Source organism: Halopseudomonas sp. 4NH20-0008, from assembly GCF_057548395.1.
The window spans coordinates 37,007-59,717 of the sequence record NZ_BAAJMD010000015.1 but is presented as its reverse complement, the minus strand read 5'-3'; the positions used below and the strand labels follow the sequence as shown (position 1 = coordinate 59,717).

General features: G+C 58.4%; 20 protein-coding genes and 1 pseudogene. 6 read left to right on the top strand and 15 right to left on the bottom strand.

Annotated features, from left to right (window positions below; genetic code table 11):
• Positions 1–140: 140 nt before the first annotated feature.
• The 10 genes from AC27HQ_RS14410 to urtA form a co-directional block, all read right to left on the bottom strand.
• Entirely contained in the window at positions 141–2,657 is a 2,517-nt protein-coding gene (locus AC27HQ_RS14410) for a putative bifunctional diguanylate cyclase/phosphodiesterase (protein WP_487156888.1), read from the bottom strand.
• A 389-nt stretch (positions 2,658–3,046) separates the two neighbouring features.
• The gene (locus AC27HQ_RS14405; protein WP_487156887.1) at positions 3,047–3,415 is read right to left on the bottom strand and encodes an FmdB family zinc ribbon protein; all 369 of its coding nucleotides are present in this window, start codon (positions 3,413–3,415) and stop codon (positions 3,047–3,049) included.
• 5 nt (positions 3,416–3,420) lie between these two features.
• Complete coding sequence (fmdA, locus tag AC27HQ_RS14400; RefSeq protein WP_487156886.1) at positions 3,421–4,653, bottom strand: formamidase; 1,233 nt, start codon at positions 4,651–4,653, stop codon at positions 3,421–3,423.
• A gap of 104 nt (positions 4,654–4,757) precedes the next feature.
• On the bottom strand, positions 4,758–5,810 hold the full coding sequence (locus AC27HQ_RS14395; protein ID WP_487156885.1) for an AAA family ATPase: 1,053 nt from the start codon (positions 5,808–5,810) through the stop codon (positions 4,758–4,760).
• Between the two features lie 110 nt (positions 5,811–5,920).
• A complete protein-coding gene (locus AC27HQ_RS14390) occupies positions 5,921–6,967 on the bottom strand; it encodes an aliphatic amidase (RefSeq protein ID WP_487156884.1) in 1,047 nt (348 codons plus the stop codon).
• A 26-nt stretch (positions 6,968–6,993) separates the two neighbouring features.
• A complete protein-coding gene (gene urtE / locus AC27HQ_RS14385) occupies positions 6,994–7,683 on the bottom strand; it encodes an urea ABC transporter ATP-binding subunit UrtE (protein WP_487156883.1) in 690 nt (229 codons plus the stop codon).
• 12 nt (positions 7,684–7,695) lie between these two features.
• Positions 7,696–8,448 (bottom strand): urea ABC transporter ATP-binding protein UrtD, encoded by a 753-nt coding sequence (urtD, locus tag AC27HQ_RS14380; RefSeq protein ID WP_487156882.1) that lies wholly within the window; start codon positions 8,446–8,448, stop codon positions 7,696–7,698.
• Positions 8,445–9,602 carry an urea ABC transporter permease subunit UrtC gene (urtC, locus tag AC27HQ_RS14375; protein WP_487156881.1) on the bottom strand — a complete coding sequence of 386 codons (1,158 nt, stop codon included), beginning with the start codon at positions 9,600–9,602 and terminating at the stop codon, positions 8,445–8,447. The genes urtD and urtC overlap by 4 nt, the downstream gene beginning before the upstream one ends.
• A gap of 12 nt (positions 9,603–9,614) precedes the next feature.
• Positions 9,615–10,541, bottom strand: coding sequence for an urea ABC transporter permease subunit UrtB (gene urtB / locus AC27HQ_RS14370; RefSeq protein WP_487156880.1), 927 nt, complete (start codon positions 10,539–10,541; stop codon positions 9,615–9,617).
• An 87-nt stretch (positions 10,542–10,628) separates the two neighbouring features.
• Complete coding sequence (gene urtA / locus AC27HQ_RS14365) at positions 10,629–11,903, bottom strand: urea ABC transporter substrate-binding protein (RefSeq protein WP_487156879.1); 1,275 nt, start codon at positions 11,901–11,903, stop codon at positions 10,629–10,631.
• Between the two features lie 329 nt (positions 11,904–12,232).
• Here urtA and AC27HQ_RS14360 point away from each other — a divergent pair, with 329 nt between their 5' ends.
• Together AC27HQ_RS14360 and AC27HQ_RS14355 are read left to right on the top strand one after the other, a co-directional pair.
• Positions 12,233–15,622: a hybrid sensor histidine kinase/response regulator gene (locus AC27HQ_RS14360; protein WP_487156878.1), complete on the top strand. Its 3,390-nt coding sequence runs from the start codon at positions 12,233–12,235 to the stop codon at positions 15,620–15,622.
• Complete coding sequence (locus AC27HQ_RS14355) at positions 15,609–16,523, top strand: response regulator (RefSeq protein WP_487156877.1); 915 nt, start codon at positions 15,609–15,611, stop codon at positions 16,521–16,523. The genes AC27HQ_RS14360 and AC27HQ_RS14355 overlap by 14 nt, the downstream gene beginning before the upstream one ends.
• Positions 16,524–16,584: 61 nt before the next feature.
• Here the strand turns inward: AC27HQ_RS14355 and AC27HQ_RS14350 are convergent, their stop codons facing one another.
• Positions 16,585–16,773: a hypothetical protein gene (locus tag AC27HQ_RS14350; RefSeq protein WP_487156876.1), complete on the bottom strand. Its 189-nt coding sequence runs from the start codon at positions 16,771–16,773 to the stop codon at positions 16,585–16,587.
• 97 nt (positions 16,774–16,870) lie between these two features.
• Here AC27HQ_RS14350 and ggt point away from each other — a divergent pair, with 97 nt between their 5' ends.
• From ggt to AC27HQ_RS14330, 4 genes are read left to right on the top strand one after another with little or no spacing between them, the layout of a single operon-like run.
• A complete protein-coding gene (gene ggt, locus AC27HQ_RS14345) occupies positions 16,871–18,598 on the top strand; it encodes a gamma-glutamyltransferase (protein WP_487156875.1) in 1,728 nt (575 codons plus the stop codon).
• A 42-nt stretch (positions 18,599–18,640) separates the two neighbouring features.
• Positions 18,641–19,645 (top strand): amidoligase family protein, encoded by a 1,005-nt coding sequence (locus AC27HQ_RS14340; protein WP_487156874.1) that lies wholly within the window; start codon positions 18,641–18,643, stop codon positions 19,643–19,645.
• Positions 19,642–20,331 (top strand): gamma-glutamyl-gamma-aminobutyrate hydrolase family protein, encoded by a 690-nt coding sequence (locus AC27HQ_RS14335; RefSeq protein WP_487156873.1) that lies wholly within the window; start codon positions 19,642–19,644, stop codon positions 20,329–20,331. Before AC27HQ_RS14340 ends, AC27HQ_RS14335 begins: the two co-directional genes overlap by 4 nt.
• A gap of 27 nt (positions 20,332–20,358) precedes the next feature.
• On the top strand, positions 20,359–20,649 hold the full coding sequence (locus tag AC27HQ_RS14330) for a DUF6916 family protein (RefSeq protein ID WP_487156872.1): 291 nt from the start codon (positions 20,359–20,361) through the stop codon (positions 20,647–20,649).
• 5 nt (positions 20,650–20,654) lie between these two features.
• Here the strand turns inward: AC27HQ_RS14330 and AC27HQ_RS14325 are convergent, their stop codons facing one another.
• The 4 genes and pseudogenes from AC27HQ_RS14325 to AC27HQ_RS14310 all read right to left on the bottom strand — a co-directional run.
• On the bottom strand, positions 20,655–21,128 hold the full coding sequence (locus AC27HQ_RS14325) for a GNAT family N-acetyltransferase (protein WP_487156871.1): 474 nt from the start codon (positions 21,126–21,128) through the stop codon (positions 20,655–20,657).
• A gap of 2 nt (positions 21,129–21,130) precedes the next feature.
• Entirely contained in the window at positions 21,131–21,652 is a 522-nt protein-coding gene (locus AC27HQ_RS14320; RefSeq protein ID WP_487156870.1) for a phage tail protein, read from the bottom strand.
• Positions 21,653–21,661: 9 nt separating this feature from the next.
• Positions 21,662–22,168 carry a phage tail protein gene (locus tag AC27HQ_RS14315; protein WP_487156868.1) on the bottom strand — a complete coding sequence of 169 codons (507 nt, stop codon included), beginning with the start codon at positions 22,166–22,168 and terminating at the stop codon, positions 21,662–21,664.
• 342 nt (positions 22,169–22,510) lie between these two features.
• Positions 22,511–22,663: pseudogene (locus AC27HQ_RS14310) on the bottom strand (phage tail protein); the annotation flags it as partial.
• Between the last annotated feature and the right edge of the window lie 48 nt (positions 22,664–22,711).

Genomic DNA, 22,711 nt, shown 5'->3' with positions numbered 1-22,711 from the left:
CATAGCCAGCAATAGATGACTAGCAAATAAATCTGTCCCCATTTCTTGTTTTTACCCATGTCTAGAGATGACAATGCCGAACAAGGATGCTGAAAAGGGGTAATAAAGCATCCTGGACTTTTGCTGCGGACGTCGCGGATTTACCGGTAACCGGCCTGCAGCGCGTCAAAGATCACCTCTGGCGGCTGGGGACGGCTAAACAGGTAGCCCTGAAAACCACTGCAGCCCAGGGCCAACAGCGCTTGCAGTTGCTCCGGATCTTCTATGCCCTCGGCAATCACGTTCAGTTCCAGTGCATCCGCCAACAGCAGGATAACCTCGACTATTGATCGGGTTTCGGCATTGGTCAGCAGTGTTCTAACAAAGCTGATGTCTATCTTGAGTTCATCAATTGGCAATTGGCGAATATAGGACAGGGACGAGTAACCGGTGCCGAAATCATCCAGGGAAAAGCGCACGCCGATGGCACGCAGGCGCTGCATCTGCTTGATACTCGCCTCAATGTTCTCGGCAATGACGCTTTCAGTGATCTCAAGCATCAGTGCCGATGCGGGCAAGCCGGCTTGTGCCAAGGTACTGGCTATCTTGTCAGGGAAATCGGCCCTGGCCAGCTGACTCTGGCTGATATTCACCGACAGGGTCCAGTCATCCATGGAGAACTGTTCACGCCAGCTACTCATCTGGCGACATGCGCTGGTCAGTATCTGATCACTCAGAGGCCCTATCAGATTCTTCTTTTCAGCCAATGCGATAAAACTGAACGGATTCAGCAAGCCGCGCTCGGGGTGATGCCACCGGGCCAGAGCCTCAAATCCGACAAACCTGCCGTCGCGATCGACCTTGGGCTGGTACCAGGGCAGGATCTCATCCCCTGCCAACAACGCCCTGTTGAGATCGGCCGTGAGCTGGTGCTCCTCTATCAGTTCGCTCTGCATCACATCATCAAACAGGCTGAACTTGTTCTTGCCCCTCTTCTTGGCGTCATACATGGCGATGTCGGCCATCCGCATCAGCTCGCTGGGGGAGATGGCGTCATTGTTGAACAGCACGAAACCGAGGCTGGTAGAGATGGGCGGGCCATGGCCCAGCGTGTCGGATGGCAGCGCTGCGGCTGCCAGCAGCTGCTGCGCGGTCGCAACAACCTCTTCAAGTGCGGCGTCGTAGTCCTTGTGAGTCGTATTGATAACCACCAGGAACTCATCGCCGCCCAATCGGGAGATCGAGTCCTTCTCTCCCAGAACACGGGCAAAACGGTCAGAAATCTCCACCAACAGCTGATCACCATCATGATGGCCCAGCGTATCGTTTATCGTCTTGAAGTCATCCAGGTCGGTTAGCATCACTGCCCCAAAATAGCCGGTCTCGGCACATTTTTTCAGGCATGCTTCCAGTCGCATGGCGATCAGGCTGCGGTTCGGCAGCCTGGTCAGCGGGTCAAAGTAAGCGAGTTTCTCAATTTCTTCCTGATGCTGCTTTTGCTGTGAAATATCCCTGACAATAGCAATAAACCGGGCTGGCTCGTCTTCCAGCTTGACGTATTGCAACGCGATATCGACCGGCAAGTCACGGCCACTCTTGTGGCGATGCACCGTTTGAAAATTCAGCCGAGAAACCTCGCCGTCCTTCAAGGGTGCGATCATTTTTCGGAATTCGGGCTCAGGAAAGGCCGGCTTGACGTCATAGGGGTGCAGCTTTAGAAGCTCGCTCCGGCTATAGCCTAGCTGGTCGAGCGCGCCTTGGTTGACATAGAAGAACTGCAGCGTCTCGGCATCAAACATGAAAACGCAATCCAGTGTGCTGTCGAGGGTCTTGCGAAAGCGCTTGAGGTTTAGCCTGGCCTCTTCGCTTTCGGTAATGTCATGCAAGGCGGCAACCAGCAACCGTTCGGATCCGACCGTGGTTTCTGTGATTGCAATCTGTAAGGTAAAACGCGTGCCATCGGCCCTGAGACCCTGCACTGCGCGGAGGTTCCCCATGATCCTGCCAGAGGTTTTACCCTCTGCATGGGCCTGCATATAGCCAGGATGGTGTTGCGCTACTTCTGGCGGCATCAGCTTGGTGATGTACTCGCCGATCAGTTCAGTTTCAGGGTAGCCGAACATCCTCACCAACGCAGGATTCACACTCTGAATACGCCCCTGAATATCGGTCATAAGGACAGCATCGTAAAGGGTGTTCAAAATGGCGCGGTTGATATTGAAACTGTGCTCGAGTGCCTGCTGGCTCTGATCCTCAGACGTGCCCGACGAAATGAATTGCTCGGCAAGCTGAGCGATGCGCGGCAGCGTTTCTTCCTTGGTAGCGGCGGCATGCTTGGGCGTCACGCACAGTGCAATGAGCAAGCCCTGATGATCGCCCTTGCCATTGAACAGATTGACGGCCTTGAGCGTCCGAGGGGTTACAAAGGTAGAGCCGGTGGTCGCACCGCTCACCAAGGCAACCGTTTCCTGCAACTCAATCTTGATCAGCTCTCGGGACTCTCTGTCGATCAGCTGTTCGGCGGCTTGCAGGTAGGATCGTACTTCTGCGGTATCGGCGGGCGTATGTATGACGGGATCCAGGGACTCACCCAGCACCAGTGCAAGCCATTTGTTGTCACTGGTGCTCGCCGAGAGTTCAAACAGGTCGGAGATGGCTTGTCTGATTTTATGGTTCATACATCGCGTCCTGTTCCCGCTCTAGTTGGATGTGCTTTGGAATCAGGCATAGGCTCGCTGTCACAGCCGCTGCGCAACAGAGTCAATATAGACCATAAGCTGAAAGCGTGTTGTCTGCGACATCCCCCTCTTGGTGTTGCGCTATCAGCGATGATCTGCCAGTCCATTGCCAGCCAGTCATTCCCTTTCAGGTGCTTGTCCAGCAAGGTAAGCACCTTTGCCACCTTTGAAAGCGCGGCCGCCTTATCCAGTGGTGCAGCAAAATGGAGGTAATTCAAATTGCAGCGGTGCTACAGCCTCCTTGATGACATTGCATTCATTTTTTTGATGACTAAACACAAAGCCCCGCATAGCGGGGCTTTGTGTCTTGCGATAGACCTGTTGCACGGTCAGTGACTGATCATCCAGGGCCGCGCCGAGGGAAACATCTTCTCGCCGTTGGCGGTCCAGAACAGTTTTGATTTGCCGATCTTCTGGTGGGCGCAACCACACCCCTTGCCGTGCTTGTGCTCATGCCGGGCCTGCTCCTCGGCCCGGTAATCAGGCGTTGACATGATCGGGCTGTGAATGGCCTTTTCATTGCGGGCATGGGCTTTGCGTTCAGTGTCATCGACCTTGAACACGGTGGTTGGCAACAGAATCACCTTGGCCGAGAGATCGCCGCACTCCGGGCAGGGTTGCGGCTGATCAAATTCGTCCAGGGTTGCCAGGGCATAAAACAGGCCGTGGTCGCGGCATTTGTAGTCATACACTGGCATGGTGGTTACTCCTTATCCTTGGACAATGGGACATCCATGCTGCCGCCCGGAATCTTGGTCGGGCCGTTGGCATTCGGGTTGATGTCAAAGTCGAAGATGCCGGTGGGCAGCCACAGGGTGGCACAGGCGTTGGGTACATCGACGACGCCGCTGATATGCCCTTCTACCGGCGCACAGCCGAGAATCGCGTAGGCCTGGGCCTTGCTGTAGCCGAACTTGGTCATGTATTCGATGGCGTTCAAGCAGGCCTGACGGTAGGCAATGTGCACGTCCAGGTAGTGCTGCTCGCCCTGCTCGTCCACCGAGATACCTTCGAAGATCACATAATCATCGTAACGCGGCTTGATCACGCTGGGCTTGAAGATCGGGTTCTTGATGCCGTACTTGCTCATGCCGTCCTTGATCAGGTTGACGCGGATATGAATCCAGCCAGCCATTTCAATCGCGCCGCAGAAGGTGATTTCGCCATCGCCCTGGCTGAAGTGCAGGTCGCCGACCGACAGGCCGCCGCCATTGACGTAAACCGGGAAGTACACCTTGGCACCGCGGGACAGATCCTTGATGTCGCAGTTACCGCCATGTTCACGTGGTGGTACGGTACGGGCGCCTTCGGCAGCCGCTTTCTTGGCGTCATCACCGGTCATGCGGCCCATGTGTGCCGTATCGGCATAGGGCAGATTGACCAGACCGGGTACGCGCTCGGGGTTGGTGTTGAACAGCTCGGTTTCGCGCTTGTTCCACTCGTCGAGCATTTCCTTGGAGGGCAGGCAACCGATCAGGCCGGGGTGGATCAGGCCGGCGAATTCAACATTGGGAATATGCCGGGACTTGGTGAACATGCCGTTGAAATCCCAGATCGACTTTTGCGCCTCGGGGAAATGCTCAGTCAGGAAGCCACCGCCGTTCTGCTTGGAGAAGAAGCCGTTGAAGCCCCACTGACTTTCGGCAAAAGTGCCGATATCGAGAATATCGACTTCCAGCAGGTCGCCGGGCTCGCAGCCTTCAACACCAATCGGGCCGGAGAGAAAATGCACCTGGGACAAATCAACGTCGCGCACGTCGTCGGCGCAGTCGTCGTTCTTGATCTGGCCACCGGTCCAGTCGTAGCACTCGATGATGAAATCATCGCCGGGTTTGACCGTGGCAACCATGGGGATGTCGGGGTGCCAGCGGTTGTGAATCTTGTCGTTTTCGTAGGGCGACTTGGTCAGGTCAATCTTGATTATGGTGTCAGCCATGGTCACAACTCCTCGGGGGGCCGGTTGGGTCGGTTAAAACAACACCTCCACTATCGGTGATGCACCCCGGGTCGACCATTCGTGAAATGACACCCCTGCCTACGTCATTTGACGTAGTTGTCAGGCCCAACCTGTACCCGAATCCGGCCGGCTTGCAGCTCGGCATGAAAGGCGCTGGCATCCGGTTCTGCCAGTAGCGCTTCTGCCACAGCCGGCGCCAGCTCCTGACGTACCCGGCGGGCCAGATCACGGGCGCCATAGCGCTGATCGTAGTCCCGGGAAAGATAATCCTTGGCCTCGCCGCTGATGCTCAGGCTGGCCTGTTGGCCAGCCAGGCGGCGACGCAGCTTGTTCAGTTCCAGGTCCAGCAGCTGTTCAGCCTCGCCTGCCGGCAGGCGCTGGTAATGCAGGATATGGTCGATACGGTTGATAAACTCGGGGTCAAAGCGTTTGCTCAGTGCGGCCTCGAGAATCCGCGATTCAGCTTTCTGACTGGGTTGCACGAGCGCGCGCCAGCCACGTTGAAAACGACCTTGGTACTGGGCCAACTCGGCCGCACCGAGGTTGCTGGTGAGGAAGATCAGGCTGTTGCGGAAGTCGATGGTCTTGTTACCGGCGGGCAAGGTCAGCAGGCCGCTGTCGAGGACGTTGAGCAGGCTGCGAATGACCTCGGTGCTGGCCTTTTCCAGCTCGTCGAACAACACGATACCGGGCTTGCTGTAGCTGCCGCGAATCTTGTCAGCGTCAAACAGGGTATGGCCCTCTTTGCTGCCGACATAGCCCGGTGGTGCGCCGGTCAGGGCCGAGGCGTAGTGTTCCTGGCTCAGGGTATTCATGTCGATACGGCACAGGGCATCGCTGTTGCCGTGCAGCAGTTCAGCCAGGACCCGCGCGGTTTCGGTCTTGCCGACGCCGGTGGGGCCCATGAGCAGGCAAACACCCAGCGGACGATTGTCCGGGCTGATGTCGGCGCGCACGACCTGCAACAGGTTGCCGATGGCTTGCAATGCCGCTTGCTGGCCGATGATGCGGTTCTGCAGTTGCTGCAGAACCTGATGCGGGTCGAAGGTAAAGCGGGTCTGGCGCAGGCCGGTTTTCACCGGGCGCTGCGCCAGCAGGTCCTTGTTGGCCGCGAGGCGTTCGTTGGCGAAGGGCATGGAGGCGTCCTTGGTCCGGCGGGTTGGGGTGGGCTCTATGCAGCAAATGACCGAGAGCCTGGTGTTGCCCCTAAGGCTTTGTGTCGAGCTGGAGCTCGACACTCCCAGGGTCAGGCCCCAGCGCCCTTCTCTTTGCCGTCGACGGGTAAGTCGCCCACCGGGCATTCAGCCACGCCGATGGTTGTGCGGGTAATGGCTTCGACCTGGTCGCGGGCTTTCTCGGCATCCAGGACCCAGGTACGGTAGAAGTCGAAGGGGCAATCAGCTACGCCGCGGTCGCCATCGCCGGAGTTGTGCATGCCGGTGTAACCACGGTGCAGCAGTTTGAACAGGTGGTTCTGCGACTGGTCGTTGGCCCGTGCATCGCGGATCTGGCTGACCGACAGTTGGGCGTACTGGATGCCCATGTCCTCCTCACCGCATTCGCCGAGGGTACGACCATCGAAGCCAATAATCGCCGAGTGGCCGAAGTAGGAATACACCCCGTCAAAGCCGCTGGCATTGGCCACCGCCACATAGCAGTTGTTGGCCCAGGCCATGCTCTTGGCCATCATCACTTGCTGCTCCTTGGCTGGGTACATGTAACCCTGGCAGCGCACGATCAGCTCGGCGCCCTTCATCGCGCAGTCGCGCCAGATTTCCGGGTAGTTGCCGTCATCACAGATGATCAGGCTGATTTTCATGCCCTTGGGGCCTTCGGTGACATAGGTGCGGTCGCCGGGATACCAGCCTTCGATCGGGCACCAGGGGATGCACTTGCGGTACTTCTGGACGATCTCGCCATCGTTGTTGATCAGCACTAGGGTATTGTAGGGCGCCTTGTGCGGGTGCTCCTCGTGGCGTTCGCCGGTCAGGGAGAACACGCCCCAGGTGTTGGCCTCCTTGCAGGCGGCGCTGAAGATCGCCGTTTCATCACCGGGGATGCTGGCGGCGGTGGCCATCATCTCGTCGTGGTCATACATGATGCCCATGGTGCTGTATTCCGGGAAGACCACCAGGTCCATACCCGGCAGGCCCTGTTTCATACCCTTAATCATTTCACCAATGGCGCGGGCGTTGTCCAGCACCTGCTCGCGGGTATGCAGGCGCGGCATCTTGTAGTTGACCACGGCCACACCGACCGTGTCCTTGCTGCTTGAAATATCGCCGTGACGCATGTTGATGTCCTCGTGTTGATGAGTGGTCAGACCGCGAGGTAGGAGGCCACCTTGGCCTCGTCGACGGTGGCGCGCAGTTCCTCATGCACGATTTCGCCCTTTTCGATCACCAGAATGCGGTCGGCGATGTCCAGGGCAAATTTGAGTACTTGTTCGGACACGATGATCGACAGCCCGCGCTGATCACGGATCGTTTTCAGCGTGCGCGCCATATCGCTGATGATCGACGGCTGAATACCCTCGGTCGGCTCGTCCAGCAGCAGCATCTTGGGGTTGCTGGCCAGCGCACGGGCAATGGCCAGCTGTTGCTGTTGACCGCCGGACAGGTTGCCGCCGCGCCGCGAACGCATTTCCAGCAGGACCGGAAACAGGTCATACAGGTCCGGCGGCACAGTGCGCTGACCGGTGACGGTCAGGCCGGTCTCGATATTCTCGCGCACCGTCATGGTCGAAAAAATCATCCGCCCCTGGGGTACGTAGCCCATGCCCGCCTTGACGCGCTCATGGCTTTTCATCCCGGCCACTTGCTGGCCATCCAGATTGACGCTGCCGGACTTGCTCGGAATCACCCCCATCAGGGACTTCATCAGCGTGGTCTTGCCCATGCCGTTCCGCCCCATGATGGCGACAATCTCGTTCTTGCCGACACTGAAGTTCATTTTGCGCAGAATCTCGCTCTGCCCGTAGGCCACTGAATAGTCCGCTACTTCCAACATAGGTATGTCCTCTCAATGCCCCAGGTAGACTTCAATGACCTTGGGGTCGGCTTTGACTTTTTCCGGCGAGCCCTCGGCGAGGATCTTGCCCTGGTGCAATACCGTCACCTTGTGCGCAATCTCGGCAACGAACTGCATGTCGTGCTCGATCACGATCATGGTGTGTTCCTTGGCGATTTCGCGCAGCAGAATGGCGGTCTGCTGGCGTTCTGTAACCGACATCCCGGCTACCGGTTCATCCAGCATCAGCAGATCGGGTTTCTGGATCAGCAGCATGCCAATTTCCAGCCACTGCTTCTGACCGTGACTCAGGAGGTCGGCCTGGGTATCCAGCTGGTCACCAAGGAAAATGCGCCCGGCCACCTCTTCAATCCGCGCAACCACTTCAGGGCTGCGCTTGAAGGCCAGACTGCCGAACACGCCGCGGCCACTGGGGTAGGAAATTTCCAGGTTCTCGAACACCGTCAGATCGGTGTAGATCGAGGGATTCTGAAACTTGCGCCCGACCCCGGCCTTGACGATCTGGTGCTCCTTCAGCTTGGTCAGCTCGCGGTTGCGAAAGCGGATCGAGCCGTCGGTGGATTTGGTTCGGCCGCAGATCAGATCCAGCACCGTGGTCTTGCCTGCGCCATTGGGGCCGATGATCACGCGGATCTCGTTCTTGTCGACATAGAAGCTCAGGTCATCGACCGCCTTGAAGCCATCGAAGGACACCGTCAGACCTTCCACGGCGAGGATAAAGTCGGTATTGGATCCAGTACTCATGGTGTGGCTCCCTGGCTGCTGCTATCAAATTCGTCAGGTTTGGCCTGCTCCTGCTTGCCGAACACCTTGTCCATCAGACGCTCAACGTGCGGACCTACCCAGTTGTTGTAGAGACCGGCAATCCCATTGGGCAGACCCAGAACCACGCCGATGAAGATCAGCCCCATGGCGAACAGCCAGAGTTCGGGGAAGGTTTCACCAAACAGGGTCTTGGCCACGTTGACCAGCAGCACCCCATACACGGCACCGATGATCGACAGACGCCCGCCAACCGCGCAGAAGATCACCATCTCGATGGACGGGACCACGCCGACAAAGCTGGGTGACATGAAGCCTTCCTGCAGGGTAAACATGGCACCGCCAATCCCGGCGAAGGCCGCCCCCACCACAAACACAAAGATCTTGAAGTTGGCGATGTCATAACCCGAGAAGCGCACCCGATCCTCTTGCCCGCGCATGGCCACCAGAATTCGGCCGGTCTTGCAGCGACGGATGTACTGGGCAATGAACAGACAGGCGAACAACAGCAGCACACAGACAAAGTACAGCAGGTAGCTGGCTGAATCGGTGTGGATGTCCCAGCCCTTCAGGGTGCGCAGATCGGTGATGCCGTTAACGCCACCGGTGAGACCCTGCTGACCAATGATCAGAATGGTCAGAATGGCGGCAATCGATTGGGTAATGATGGCGAAGTACACGCCACCCACTCGCCGTTTGAACATCGCCACACCGATAAAGTAGGCGACGATCGAGGGCACCAGAATCACGGCAAACAGGGTAAAGGTCAGGCTGTAGAAGGGTTCCCAGAACCACGGCAAGGCGGTGATCTGGTTCCAGTCCATGAAGTCCGGGATACCCGGGGTGGACTGAATGCTGGTGTTCTCCGGGGTGGAGGCCTCCAGCTTCAGATACATGGCCAGGGCATAACCGCCCAGGCCGTAAAACACACCCTGACCCAGGCTGAGAATGCCGCCGTAACCCCAGCACAGCACCAGACCAACAGCCACGAAAGCGAAGCTCAGGTATTTGCCGACCTGATTCAGACGCATGTCGTCCAGCCCCAGGGGCAGCGCGACCAGCAGTATCAGAGCCAGCACCACGAAGGCCAGCAGGTCCTGACGCGGCATGTATTCCTTGAAGTTGTTAAAGGGCATGGCCAAATCCTCCTAGCGGCGCACTTTCAGAGTGAACAGGCCCTGGGGTCTGAACATCAGGATCATCACGACAATCAGCAGGGTCAGTACCTTGGCCATGGACCCGCCCATGAAGAACTCAAGGATCGATTGCGATTGCGAGATACTGAAGGCCGAGGCTACGGTGCCAGCCAGGCTGCCCGCGCCACCAAACACCACCACCAGGAAGGTGTCGACGATATACAACTGGCCTGAGCTTGGACCGGTCGAGCCGATCATGGTGAAGGCGCTGCCGGCGATACCGGCGATACCGCAGCCCAGGGCAAAGGTCATACGGTCCACCTTGGCGGTATTGATGCCTACGGCGCCGGCCATCGGACGGTTCTGCACAACGGCACGGACTTGTTTGCCCCAGCGCGAGCGGTACATCAGGATGGCCACGGTCAGCGTGGTGATCAGCGCCAGCGCCATGACGAACATGCCGTTGATCGGCACCTCGATCATGTCGGTAATCTTGTAAGAGCCCATCAGCCAGTCAGGAATCACCACCCCGACTTCACGTGCACCGAAGATCGAGCGGTAGGCCTGTTGCAGAATCAGACTCAAACCCCAGGTAGCCAGCAGCGTGTCCAGCGGACGATGGTAAAGAAAGCGGATCATGCTCCACTCAACCAGTGCCCCGAGCAAGGCGGCAGCGCAGAAGGCAAAGATGATCGCGAAAATGAAATAGGAGCCGAAATACTCCGGCATATAGGTAGCAAACAGATTGGATGTCATGTAGGTCACGTAGGCACCGAGGATCATGAACTCCCCGTGCGCCATATTGATTACACCCATCTGTCCAAAAATGATTGCGAGGCCCAGGGCCATCAAGACAAATACCGCAAACAGAATCAGACCGGCAAACCCCTGCATGGCAAAGATCGCGGTCAGCTCGGCGGCAGAGAATTCTGCGAACATGGTCCTTCCTCCAGCGGATAGACAGGGCGTTCCGGCACCGCAGTGCCGGGCCCGCCCTCCGGACTGGAGAGCGGGCCGGTCAGACTGTTACTGATAACCTTCAGGGAAGGGGTTCGGCTCCATCAGCTCTTCGGTCTCGTAGACCACTTCGAACTGACCGTCAGCCTGGGCCAGACCGATACGGGTCTTGGACCAGAGGTGGTGATTCGGGTGAATCCGCACGTAGCCTTCAGGTGCGGTGGTCAGCTCGATACCCGGTGAGGCTTCACGAACGCGGTCAACATCAAAGGATCCGGCTGCTTCCACCGCTGCTTTCCACAACCAGGGGCCAAGGTAGGCGGCCTGAGTCACGTCACCGATCACGGCATCTGCACCCCAACGCTCACGGAACGCGGTAACGAAGGCTTCGTTATTCGGGTTATCCAGGCTCTGGAAGTACTTCATGGAGGCATAGGCGCCTTCGATGTTCTCACCACCGATACCGAGAATTTCGTCTTCGGTTACGGAGATGGTCAACAGCGTGAAGTCACCGCTGGTCATGTCCAGACCGGCTGCTTTCATCTGACGGTAAAAGGCGACGTTGGAACCACCGACCACCGAGGCAAAGATCACGTCAGGCTTGCGCAGACGGATACGGTTGATGGTTGAGTTGAAGCTGGTGTGACCCAGCGGGAAGTAATCTTCACCGACCACTTCGCCACCCAGGTGTTGCTCAATGTGAATACGGGCGATCTTGTTCGAGGTGCGCGGCCAGATGTAATCCGAACCAATCAGGTAATAGGTCTTGGCGTCCTTCTCTTCTTTCACCCAATCCAGACCGGCAAGGATCTGCTGGGTTGCTTCCTGACCGGTATAGATAACGTTAGGCGACTGCTCGAGACCCTCATAAAAAGTCGGGTAGTAGAGCATGCCGTTGTTACGCTCGAAGATCGGCAATACGGCCTTGCGCGAGGCAGAGGTCCAGCAGCCGAATACCGCGGCTACATTGTCCTGACGCAGGAGCTTGGTGGAGCGATCAGCAAAGGTCGGCCAGTCACTGGCGCCGTCTTCCTGGATGTATTCAATCTGGCGGCCCAAAACCCCGCCCATGGCGTTGATCTGCTCAATGGCAAGAATTTCCGCCTGAACCGATCCTTCTTCACTGATGGCCATGGTGCCGGTCACTGAGTGAAGTATGCCGACCTTGACCGTGCTGTCGGTTACGGCCAGCCCGGTAGTGTTAACCTCAGCTGTCGTTGGATTGGCCGAAGCAGCCATCGGGAAAGTACTCAGCATGACGGCTGCGCTGAGCGCCGCCACTGTGCTGGACAGGAAACCCCGTCGGTTGAGTTTGAAACCCTTCGCGTCGTTCGAGTGATCCATGGTAGTTCCTCGTTTCGGTTGAACCCGGTATCTGGACGCCACAGCCCTGCAGCGCCTTACCCACGCTTTGCATTCTGCTCAGGCCCAAGCACCTTGCCCATTCGACAAATACCCCAGCCGACTACGTCATTTGACGCATTGGCTTAATGTCTGAGGGGGAGTAGAACGGGCGCTCGCGTTATTTACATACAAGCTGGCATGGCAATTGAAGGGTTCTCAACAGCACGGCCTGTCAGGCACGCCAGAGGCCTGCCATCACGTCAATCGCACCATCGCGGTGCGCGCATCCAACATGCCGCCTTGTGAACAGGCAGCCAATGAGGAAACCAATGAGCGCCAGGCAGCAGATCTTCCGGGTCAGGCGTAATTACAACCAGTGGGTCGCCAATGAAACACTGGAGGATTACGCCCTGCGCTTTACCGCGAAGAAGGCACGACGCTGGTCGCCAGCGCGGGTCGCCAGTACCGCCCTGGGCGCCATTTCGTTTCTGGCGCTAGAAGCCATTGGCGGTGCCATTACCCTGCATTACGGGTTTATCAATGCGCTGTATGCCATCCTCGCCGTCAGCCTGGTCATCCTGCTGACCGCCATTCCGATCAGTTACTACGCTGCTCGTTATGGTGTGGACAGTGATCTGCTGACCCGTGGCGCCGGCTTTGGCTATATCGGCTCGACCATCACCTCGCTGATCTATGCCACCTTCACCTTTATCTTCTTTGCCCTGGAAGCGGTGATCATGGCCATGGCCCTGGAGCTGCTGTTCGGCATTCCGTTGGCCTTCGGCTATGTCATCTGCGCGCTGGTGGTGATTCCGCTGGTCACCCACGGCATCACCCTGATCAGCCGGTTTCAACTCTGGACCCAGCCGTTCTGGGTGGTACTGCAACTCTTGCCCTTTGGCTTCATCATCTGGATGGATGCCCGCTCAGTGGAAAACTGGACCAGCTTTGCCGGAATTGAGCCGGGGGCCAGTGGCGAGTTCAGTCTGCTGATGTTTGGCGGGGCGGCGGCAGTGATGTTCGCCCTGATCGCGCAGATTGGCGAACAGGTCGACTTTCTGCGCTTTGTACCCGACCAGCGCAAGCAGAGGCGTCTTGCCTGGTGGTCGGCGGTGATGGCCGGCGGGCCCGGCTGGATTCTGATCGGCGCGCTGAAGCTGCTGGCGGGCTCCTTTCTGGCGGTACTGGCCCTGAGTCATGGGGTGCCCGAGGACGAAGCCGCCGACCCGACGCGCATGTACATGATCGCCTTTGGTTACCTGACCAGCTCACCGCAGGTGGCACTGGCCGCAGCCGGGATTTTTGTCATCCTGTGCCAGTTGAAGATCAACGTGACCAACGCCTATGCCGGCTCCATCGCCTGGTCGAACTTCTTCTCACGTCTGACCCACAGCCATCCGGGTCGGGTGGTGTGGCTGGTATTCAACGTCAGCATCGCCCTGCTGGTGATGGAGCTGGGGGTTTATCGCGCACTGGAGGAAACCCTCGGCTACTACGGCATCATCGCCATTGCCTGGGCGGGCGCATTGGTGGCTGATCTGGTGATTAACAAACCGCTGGGGTTGTCGCCGCCGCATATCGAATTCAAACGCGCGCATCTGTATGACATCAACCCGGTGGGCGTAGGCGCCATGTTTGCTGCCACGCTGGTCGGCATGCTGTGTTTTGCAGGCGTACTGGGTGACGTCCCCCAGGCACTGGCACACTTTATCGCGCTGGCTACCGCTCTGCTGGTCGCGCCGGTCATTGCCTGGCTGACCAAGGGACGTTACTACCTGGCGCGTCCGGTCAACCTGATTGCCGCGGACAGCGACGCACAACTGGAATGCTGCATCTGCGAGAACCGCTTCGAGGTCGAGGACATTACCGGTTGCCCAGCCTACGGCGGGCACATCTGCTCATTGTGCTGTTCGCTGGACGCGCGCTGCGGCAATTTATGCAAACCCGGCGCCGGCTATTCCGAGCAGATAGGCAATTTGTTCAGCCGTTTTATCCCGGAGCGCTGGCTCCCGCATAGCGGATCTCGCGTCGGACATTTTCTTGCCTTGCTGATCATGATCAACGGCTTGACCGCACTGCTGCTGACATTGGTCTTTCTGCAGAGTCCGGATACTGATCTGGTCATGCGCGAGATGCTGGGCGCCACCCTGCTAAAGGTGTTCTTTATTCTGTTGATTGTCACCGGGGTCATTAGCTGGCTGTTTGTCCTGGCTCACGAAAGTCGCCGCGTGGCGCAGGAAGAATCCAATCGCCAGAACCGTCTGTTGATGGAGGAAATAGAAGCCCATGAACAGACCGACCGCGCTTTGCAGCTGGCCAAGGAACAGGCCGAGGCCGCCAACCTGGCCAAAAGCCGGTATCTGACTGGCATCAGCCATGAGCTGCGTTCACCGCTGAATGCGGTGATGGGCTATGCCCAGTTACTGCAACAGGATCCTAACATGCCGGCTGAACGGCAGAGCGCGCTGACGGTGATCCGTCGCAGCAGTGAATACCTGGCGGACCTGATCGAGGGTTTGCTGGATATCTCCAAGATCGAGGCCGGACGCCTCGACCTGCACCAGGAGGAAGTGCGCATTGACCTGCTGCTCGATCAATTGGTCAATATGTTTCGCCTGCAGGCTGAGGAGAAGGGCCTGGTATTTCGCTATATCTGTCCGCATCCGCTGCCAGAGCGGGTCAAGGCTGATGAGAAACGTTTGCGCCAGATCCTGATCAATCTGCTGTCCAACGCCATCAAATACACCCGCGAGGGCAGCGTTACCCTGACCGTCCGCTACCGCAGCGGCGTCGCCGAATTCAAGATTGAAGACAGTGGCGAAGGCATCGCCGAGGCTGATCTGGAGCGCATCTTCATGCCCTTCGAGCGGGTTCGCAATCCCGGCTCGACCGCCACCGGCACCGGCTTGGGGCTGACCATCAGCAAGCTGTTGTGCGACATCATGGGTGGCGATATCAGTATTGAAAGCAGCCCCGGCAAAGGCAGCACTTTCCGCGTTGCCCTGCTGCTGTCGAGCGTACAGCGCCCGGCCGGTATCAGTCACAGCGTGGACATCCAGCACAATCTCGAGGGCTACAGCGGGCCAACCCGACGCCTGATGATTATTGATGACGACGTCACGCAAAGGCAGCTGATGCGCAGTCTGCTGACGCCGCTGGGCTTTGAACTGGTGGAACTGGATAACCCGGCGCTGGCCCTCGAGCGTCTGATCGAGCGCCCGGTGGACCTGATCCTGCTGGATCTGTCCATGCCCGGACTGAGCGGCTGGCAGCTATTGCAGCAGATCCGTCAGGCCGATATCCATACGCCGGTGATCATTGTCTCGGCCAACGCCGGTGACGGCCATGATCCTGATCTGCCAGGTCAACCCATACAGCATCAAGCGTATCTGACCAAGCCCATGCAACTGGCGAGCCTGTTGGAGCAAATCGGCGACCTGCTTAACCTGGACTGGCAGCACAACCTGGTGCCCCTGCGCGCAGAGCCCCATCCAGATGCCGTACCGCAAGACGGTCGCCCCGATCCAGCGGTGCTTGCCACCCTGCACGAACTGGCCAGTATCGGCCACCGCAAAGGATTGCTGGAGCAACTCTATAGCCTGAAGCAGGCTAACAGCGTCTATATGCTCTTCTATGCCGAGCTGATCCGGCTAACCGAGGACTTCCAGTTTGAGGCCGTCAAACAGCAACTCAAGGTAACTGAAAATGAATACCCCTGAGACCCGGAGAGATACCGTGCTGGTGGTCGATGATTCCCTCGACAGCATCCGCATGCTCAATGATGTTCTGGAAACAGCCGGTATGACCGTACTGGTCGCCCTCGAGGGTGCCCAAGCCCTGAACATCACCCGCAACATCGTCCCGGATATCATTCTGCTCGACGCGCTGATGCCGAACATGGATGGCTTTGAAACCTGCCGGCAACTCAAGCGCAATCCAGCCCTGACCGATGTGCCGATCATTTTCATGACTGGTCTGAGCGATACTGAACATGTGGTCATGGGGCTGAACTCGGGCGGCGTGGACTACGTTACCAAGCCGATCAAGGCCGACGAACTGATCGCCCGCATGCAGGTGCATCTGGCCAACGCCCGCATGGCGCAGAGTGCCCGCCTGGCCCTGGACCAGACCGGCCAGTACCTGTTTGCCATCGACGCCCAAGGCCAGTTGCTCTGGGCCACACCCCATGCCCAGCAACGCCTGGCACAAAGTGGCCTGCACCAGCCGGACAACCTGCAAGCGCTGGAGCAGCAACTGGCGTTATGGCTCAGCCATGCGCCACAGGCCGGTCATCACATGACCCCGGAAGGGCTGGGTGACAGCCCCGGCGTCGAGTTTCTCGCCGCTATTTCAGCGCAGGAATTTCTGCTGCGTCTGGTTGAGGTGAGCAGTACCAGCGACGCGACCGAACGCCTGCGCGAGACCTTTGCCGTGACCGGGCGGGAAGCCGACGTCCTGCTGTGGATCGCCAACGGCAAGACCAACCGTGAAATCGGCCAGATCCTCGACATGAGTCCGCGCACGGTCAACAAGCATCTGGAACAGGTGTTCCGCAAGCTCGGCGTAGAAAACCGCACCGCCGCCGCTGCCACGGCGATTCGCTGTCTGGCGCGGGTCTAACCTGTTATGTGCAGCAGCCTACTTGCATGAAAGGCGTTCACCAGACAATCGGATTAGCGATTTACTGGCCCGACTGCAGAATGGCCAGAACCTTGCGCGCGGAGTATCCGTACTCAGTCATCAACGCCTTGAGGGCGTCATTGAAGGCCAGTTCATTTTGCAGTCCGGCGTTCTGTTTCATTTTTTCCAGCTTGGCCAACTGATCGGCGAGCTGACGCTCGGCCGCACGGAATTCAGCAAGATTGGTCATGGATCGTCTTTGCCATCAAAGAGGGGAATGGATTGACGAGTCTACATCAAAGTTATTGTCATTAGACCTGTGATCGTCATCCAGTTAGCCTAGGAACATGACTCGATTGTCTTTATCCCTGACTGTCGCGGTACTGACCTGCCTACTGGCGGCTTGCAGCGGCAGCGACCCGGCCACCCCACAGCCTGACTCACAGCCAGCAACTGCACGGCAGGCCGCTGAATACATGGTTGCGGCAGCCCACCCCCTGGCGGTGCAGGCCGGGCTTGATGTACTGGCGCGCGGCGGCCATGCCGTGGATGCGGCGGTGGCCGTGCAAATGGTCCTGGGCCTGGTTGAAGCGTCGGAAAGCGGCATCGGCGGCGGTGGTTTTCTCTTGCTGCATACCTCGGCCAGCGCCACTACAAGCGTCTTTGACGGCCGCGAAACCGCCCCCGCCAGTGCAACACCTGACCGCTTCCGTAGCCTGGGCATGGACTGGCCCTTGGCGCTGGCGATTCCCTCCGGCAAGTCGGTGGGCATACCGGGCTTGCCGGCCATGCTCTATCAGGCTCATCAACAATATGGCCGCCTGCCCTGGGCTGAACTGCTGCAGCCGGCCATTGCGCTGGCCGAGCAGTCGCTGCCCATGCCCGAACGCTTGCAGCGGCAAATCGCCAATGACCATTCGCTCTGGCTGTTTCGTGATACGCGCCACTATTTTCGTCAACAAGCCGCGCAAAGCCCGCCGAGACTGTATAACCCGGCGCTGGCCAAGACCCTGAGGCTGCTGGCTGAGCAGGGCATGCAGGGTTTTTATCAAGGGCCAGTGGCCGAACAGCTACTTGAACGGGTCGAGGATGCGCCATGGGGTGATGCCGGCTGGCAGGCCACGGACCTGACTCATTATCAAGCCATCGAGCGTGAACCGGTCTGTGCACCTTACCGTGAATGGAGACTCTGCAGCGCTGGCCCGCCCTCCTCCGGTGGCATAGCGGTGTTGCAGATTCTGGGCATGCTCTCGCACTTCCCGCTCGGCGAGATGGGCGCCGATGACCCACAGGCACTGCATCTGCTGGCCGAAGCCAGCCGACTGGCCTTTGCCGATCGCAATCAGTATGTCGGCGACCCGGACTTTGTCACTGTGCCGGTAGCCGGGCTGCTGGACCCCGACTACCTGCGCCAGCGGGCAGCGCTGATCAACCCGGAGCGGGCCATGCCCGTGGCACACCCGGGTCTGCCGGGCCAGCAGGTCAGTCTGACCGAGGCCCCGCAGCGCAATGAAAGCCGTGAACGCGGCACTTCACACTTCACCGTGCTGGACGCTGAAGGCAATCTGTTGGCCTTGACCAGTTCCAATGAAGCGCCCTTTGGCAGCCGTATGCTCAGTCAGGGCTTTGTGCTTAACAATCAACTGACCGATTTCAGCTTCAACCCCGGCAGCAGCGCCTGGCCACACCCGAATGCGGTAGCCGGCGGCAAGCGCCCGCGCAGTTCCATGGCACCGGTACTGGTGCTGGATGCACAGGGGCAGCCGCGTATGATGTTAGGCTCACGGGGTGGCAGCCGGATTATCGGGCATGTGGTTAAAACCTTGATTGCCGTGCTCGACTGGAACATGGATATTCAGGATGCCATTGCCCTACCCAATCGCCTTGAGCGTGGTCGAGGCCTGGAAATCGAGGCGGGTACCTCGCTTGAGGCGCTGGCTCCTGCCCTGCGCGCTTATGGCCACAAGGTGCGTATCGAACCCATGACCAGTGGTGTACACGCCATAGAACGCATTAACGGTGTGTGGCGCGGCGGCGCCGATCCACGGCTGGACGGTGAGGCACGCGGCCATTAACGTTGTCCCAGCAGGTCACTACAGCAGAAGGAATCACAGTATATGAACCAGAGTCGTAGCGACTTTCCCATGCCACCAAGAACGACCACAGCCGAAGGTAAAGAACGGCGCGTGGGTGTCGAGCTGGAAATGAACGGACTGGATATTGATCAGATCGCCCAGCTCAGTGCCGATTTTCTGGGCTGCAAGGTGGAAAACAGCAGCCGTTACGAGCGCACCCTGACCGGTGATACGGCGGGCGACTGGCTGGTTGAGCTGGATTTTAGTCTGCTGAAGAAACTCGGTCGCGAGCAGCGCATCAAGGACGATCTGGGTGATGACCTGAAAAACTCGGCAGAAGAACTGATCAAATGGTTAGCCGACGGACTGGTGCCGCATGAACTGGTCAGCCCACCGCTGCCGTTATCACGTCTGCATGAGGTCGACGGGCTGATCGCGCATCTGCGTCAGGCTGGCGCCAAGGGCACCGGTAACCGCCTGACCAACGCCTTTGGCATGCAGTTCAACCCGGAAGTGCCCGATACCACGGCGCAGACCCTGTGCGCCTACCTCAAGGCCTTTCTCTGCCTGTTCGACTGGATAGTGCAGCGTGCCGACATTGACTTCACCCGGCGCCTGACCAGCTATGTCGACCCTTTCCCTGCTGGCTATGTACGGCAGCTTTTGAGTGCCGATTACTGGCCGGATCTTTCGGGACTGATTGACGATTACCTGGAAGCCAATCCAACCCGCAATCGCGCTCTCGACATGCTGCCGCTGTTCCGTCATCTGGACGAGGAGCGGGTACTGAAGAAGGCCCCTGATGAGCTGATCAAGGCGCGCCCAACTTTTCATTACCGCTTGCCTGATTGCCTGATTGATCAACCCGGCTGGGGGTTGCATCTGGCCTGGTGCGACTGGCTTGAGGTGGAACGACTGGCCAACGACCCGGAACGACTAGAGGCCTGCTGCGCCGCCTACCGCACGCACCTGGATCGCGGCCTGGGTCGCTTGTTGCACGACTGGGTCGCCGAGGTCGAACAGAACTGGCTCGCAGCCAAGGCATGAACAAACCCGTTATCGCCATTACCGGTCCGCAGCGCGGGGCGTTCGGCCCGCGCTTTCTGGTAGCCTGCGCGGTACGCCTCTATGGCGGCAAACCCGTGCAGATCAGACCCGCCGATGACTGGCAGCAACATCAATACCAGGGCGTCATAGTAACGGGCGGACATGATATTGATCCGGTGCTGTACGCCGCCGAGCCGGAGGTCAAACCGCAATACGACAGCGCGCGGGATGCCCTTGAGTCTGCGGTCATTGATGATGCGCTGGAGCGCCATCTGCCACTGCTGGGTATATGTCGCGGCGCACAGATGCTCAATGCCCGGCGGGGTGGCAGCCTGCTGCAGGAACTCAAGTCACACCGACGCATGACCTCGAACCGCTGGACCGTATTACCGCTCAAGACCCTGTCGATCTGCGCCGGCAGCCGTCTGGCTGACTGGCTTGGGGTGGCCCGCTGTCGGATCAACAGCCTGCACAACCAGGCGATAGACCGCGTTGGGGACAATCTGCAGGTGGTGGGGCGGGATCTGGATGGTATAGTTCAGGCCGTAGAAGACCCGAATCAACCGTTTTTGCTCGGCGTACAATGGCACCCCGAGTTTCTGTTGTTTAACGCGCGCCAGCGCCGGCTGTTTGCCCACCTGGTGCAGACTGCGCGACAGGCTGCAGAACAAAAAACCCGGACTTGATGATTTTTTATCGCACAGGGATAGAGCATGTCTGATTTCAGCCAGGATGATTTCCAGCAGCAACTTGATAGCCGTTTTACCGTCGCCGCCTACCCGGAGTATGCCCTGACATTGCATCAGGTCTGCCCGGGGCAGGCACCCAGGTCTGGCTTTGAAGCCTTTTCTCTACAGTTCCATGGCCCCAACCCGCATTTGCCCCAGGCCACCTATGTGCTGCAACATGAGGCATTGGGTGAACTGGCCATTTTCATCACGCCGATCAGCGCCCAACCAAGCCATGTCGAGTACGAGGCGGTGTTTGTCCGCGAACTAACATAACCTGATCAGGTGTCATAACCGCGCTGCAGCATCAGGTACACGCCCTTGTCCTCGACCTGGGTAAAACCCAGGCGCTGATACAAACGCAGTGCCGGATTATGTCGCTCGACATGAATACGCACGATCTGCCCCGCCGTACTGGCTTGCTCTACCAGCTGGCGCAATAATTGACCGCCAATGCCCCGCCCACACCAGTCGGGCAGCAGAGCAATGTCGACAATGCGCAACATGGCCGGGTCCTGATCCAGATACAAACGGCCGATGGGTTGACTCCCGGATAGAATCAACTCATGGCTGGCGTGCGGATAAAAGCGGCTGTAATGCTGCTGTTGAGCCTGAAACTGCTGCGCAAGAAAAGCATCAATCTGCGCCTGCGGCCAGCTGGTCACCGCCAGCTCGCGCTGGCGGGTACTGGCATAAAGCCCACCGACAAAATCCAGATCAGCAGCCGTCACCGGCTTGAGGCTGATAGTCAGCATGGTTATTGCCGCGGCGGGAATACACCCTGCAGGGCGATACAGAAGTTCATGGTCAGGTAAGGCTGCATATTGTTATGCGGCAAACTGTCACCACTGGCCGGCAGTGCGTTGGGCGCCATACTGGCGTTCGGCTGACTGTCGTTCATGATGAACTGGCTTTCCGACGCCGGTCCAACGAATACGGCATCAGACGGCGTACCGTTATTGGATGGCCGTTGCGACGTCTGCCAGGCATGACTGTGGGTTGGCATTTCGGACTCCAGCAAGGTCACCGTCTCCGAGCCACCCTGCGCGCCCTGAACGCGATTGCTCAGGCCAGGGCCATGCCCACGATGCATGGGCGCCGAGCCCATCAGATCAGGCAACGCAAAGGTCGACTTACCATCGCCGCCATACAGGGTGCCCAACAGTGAAAACAGCGCAGTATTCTGGGATATGGGCATCAGCTGTCCATTACACTGCGCCCAACCCCGTGGAGCGAAGTCAAAACCAAAAATACGAATCTCGCCTACAAAAGGATCCATGACTTACCCTCAGGTCGGGGACGGGAAAATCCCGAACAGTGAAATAATGAAGTTGATCGACAGGAACGGCATCATGTTGTTATGCGGCTGACTCCCACCTACGAATGTCACTGCTGACGAAGCAAGAGACTGAAAAGGACCCGAAGACTGATAGATATCAATATTTGCTGCCGTCCGTGCCAGCACCTTGCCAGCCGGACTGGTACTGTCGGCAAGGCTGCCACTGGCCAGCATGGCGTGGCTATGGGCAGGCATCTGCTGAGCTGTCAAGGTCACGCTTTCCGTGCCGGTCATCTCACCCATAACCATCCCTGATCCCTGGTGCACTGGAATCCGGCCACGCAGGTCTGGCAGAGCAAAACTGCTTCTGCCATCACCGCCGTAAGTCGTGCCTATCAGTGAAAACAGAATGTCGTTATCAGCAATACTCAATAATGTACCATCACAAAAGTGCCATCCGGCAGGTGCAAAGCTCCCGCCAAACATGCGAATTTCTCCAACATAGGGGGTCGACATGGTGGCTCCTTAATGCGGACTGGGGAAAACGCCCTGCAGAGCAATACAAAAGCTCAATACAGTGCTGGGTTGGATATTGTTATGCGCCTGGGAACCACCACTATTGGCTAGCGCACCTGGATTCAAGGCCACTGGATTACCGGCGCTGCCATAGATATTGGCTCCGGTAACGGCCATAACCGAGGTCCCGGACTGGCTGGCCGTCGACGAGGTTGCTGCACTGCCTGATGCCTGGGCGAGGTGCATATGCCGGGGCATTTGTTGGGCCGTCAACGTAACGCTGGCCTCACCAGCGCGCTCGCCCTGCACATGCCCGTTACCGACATGAATCGGCGTGCGGCCACGCAAATCCGGCAAGGCAAAATTGTTACGCCCATCACCCCCATACTGGGTGCCCAGGAGGGAAAACAGTGCCTGATTCTGATTGATGGGCAGCAACTGACCGTTGCATAGCGCCCAGCCCTTGGGGGCAAAATTGAAACTGCACAGCTTCATTTCACCCAAAAAAGGTTGACTCATAGTGCTACTCCTTCCTTGTAGTAA

Bases quoted from the DNA above. Each gene is read 5' to 3' on its own strand.
- AC27HQ_RS14410 (WP_487156888.1), bottom strand. From the start codon at position 2,657: ATGAACCATAAAATCAGACAAGCCATCTCCGACCTGTTTGAACTCTCG.
- AC27HQ_RS14405 (WP_487156887.1), bottom strand. From the start codon at position 3,415: ATGCCAGTGTATGACTACAAATGCCGCGACCACGGCCTGTTTTATGCC.
- fmdA (WP_487156886.1), bottom strand. From the start codon at position 4,653: ATGGCTGACACCATAATCAAGATTGACCTGACCAAGTCGCCCTACGAA.
- AC27HQ_RS14395 (WP_487156885.1), bottom strand. From the start codon at position 5,810: ATGCCCTTCGCCAACGAACGCCTCGCGGCCAACAAGGACCTGCTGGCG.
- AC27HQ_RS14390 (WP_487156884.1), bottom strand. From the start codon at position 6,967: ATGCGTCACGGCGATATTTCAAGCAGCAAGGACACGGTCGGTGTGGCC.
- urtE (WP_487156883.1), bottom strand. From the start codon at position 7,683: ATGTTGGAAGTAGCGGACTATTCAGTGGCCTACGGGCAGAGCGAGATT.
- urtD (WP_487156882.1), bottom strand. From the start codon at position 8,448: ATGAGTACTGGATCCAATACCGACTTTATCCTCGCCGTGGAAGGTCTG.
- urtC (WP_487156881.1), bottom strand. From the start codon at position 9,602: ATGCCCTTTAACAACTTCAAGGAATACATGCCGCGTCAGGACCTGCTG.
- urtB (WP_487156880.1), bottom strand. From the start codon at position 10,541: ATGTTCGCAGAATTCTCTGCCGCCGAGCTGACCGCGATCTTTGCCATG.
- urtA (WP_487156879.1), bottom strand. From the start codon at position 11,903: ATGGATCACTCGAACGACGCGAAGGGTTTCAAACTCAACCGACGGGGT.
- AC27HQ_RS14360 (WP_487156878.1), top strand. From the start codon at position 12,233: ATGAGCGCCAGGCAGCAGATCTTCCGGGTCAGGCGTAATTACAACCAG.
- AC27HQ_RS14355 (WP_487156877.1), top strand. From the start codon at position 15,609: ATGAATACCCCTGAGACCCGGAGAGATACCGTGCTGGTGGTCGATGAT.
- AC27HQ_RS14350 (WP_487156876.1), bottom strand. From the start codon at position 16,773: ATGACCAATCTTGCTGAATTCCGTGCGGCCGAGCGTCAGCTCGCCGAT.
- ggt (WP_487156875.1), top strand. From the start codon at position 16,871: ATGACTCGATTGTCTTTATCCCTGACTGTCGCGGTACTGACCTGCCTA.
- AC27HQ_RS14340 (WP_487156874.1), top strand. From the start codon at position 18,641: ATGAACCAGAGTCGTAGCGACTTTCCCATGCCACCAAGAACGACCACA.
- AC27HQ_RS14335 (WP_487156873.1), top strand. From the start codon at position 19,642: ATGAACAAACCCGTTATCGCCATTACCGGTCCGCAGCGCGGGGCGTTC.
- AC27HQ_RS14330 (WP_487156872.1), top strand. From the start codon at position 20,359: ATGTCTGATTTCAGCCAGGATGATTTCCAGCAGCAACTTGATAGCCGT.
- AC27HQ_RS14325 (WP_487156871.1), bottom strand. From the start codon at position 21,128: ATGCTGACTATCAGCCTCAAGCCGGTGACGGCTGCTGATCTGGATTTT.
- AC27HQ_RS14320 (WP_487156870.1), bottom strand. From the start codon at position 21,652: ATGGATCCTTTTGTAGGCGAGATTCGTATTTTTGGTTTTGACTTCGCT.
- AC27HQ_RS14315 (WP_487156868.1), bottom strand. From the start codon at position 22,168: ATGTCGACCCCCTATGTTGGAGAAATTCGCATGTTTGGCGGGAGCTTT.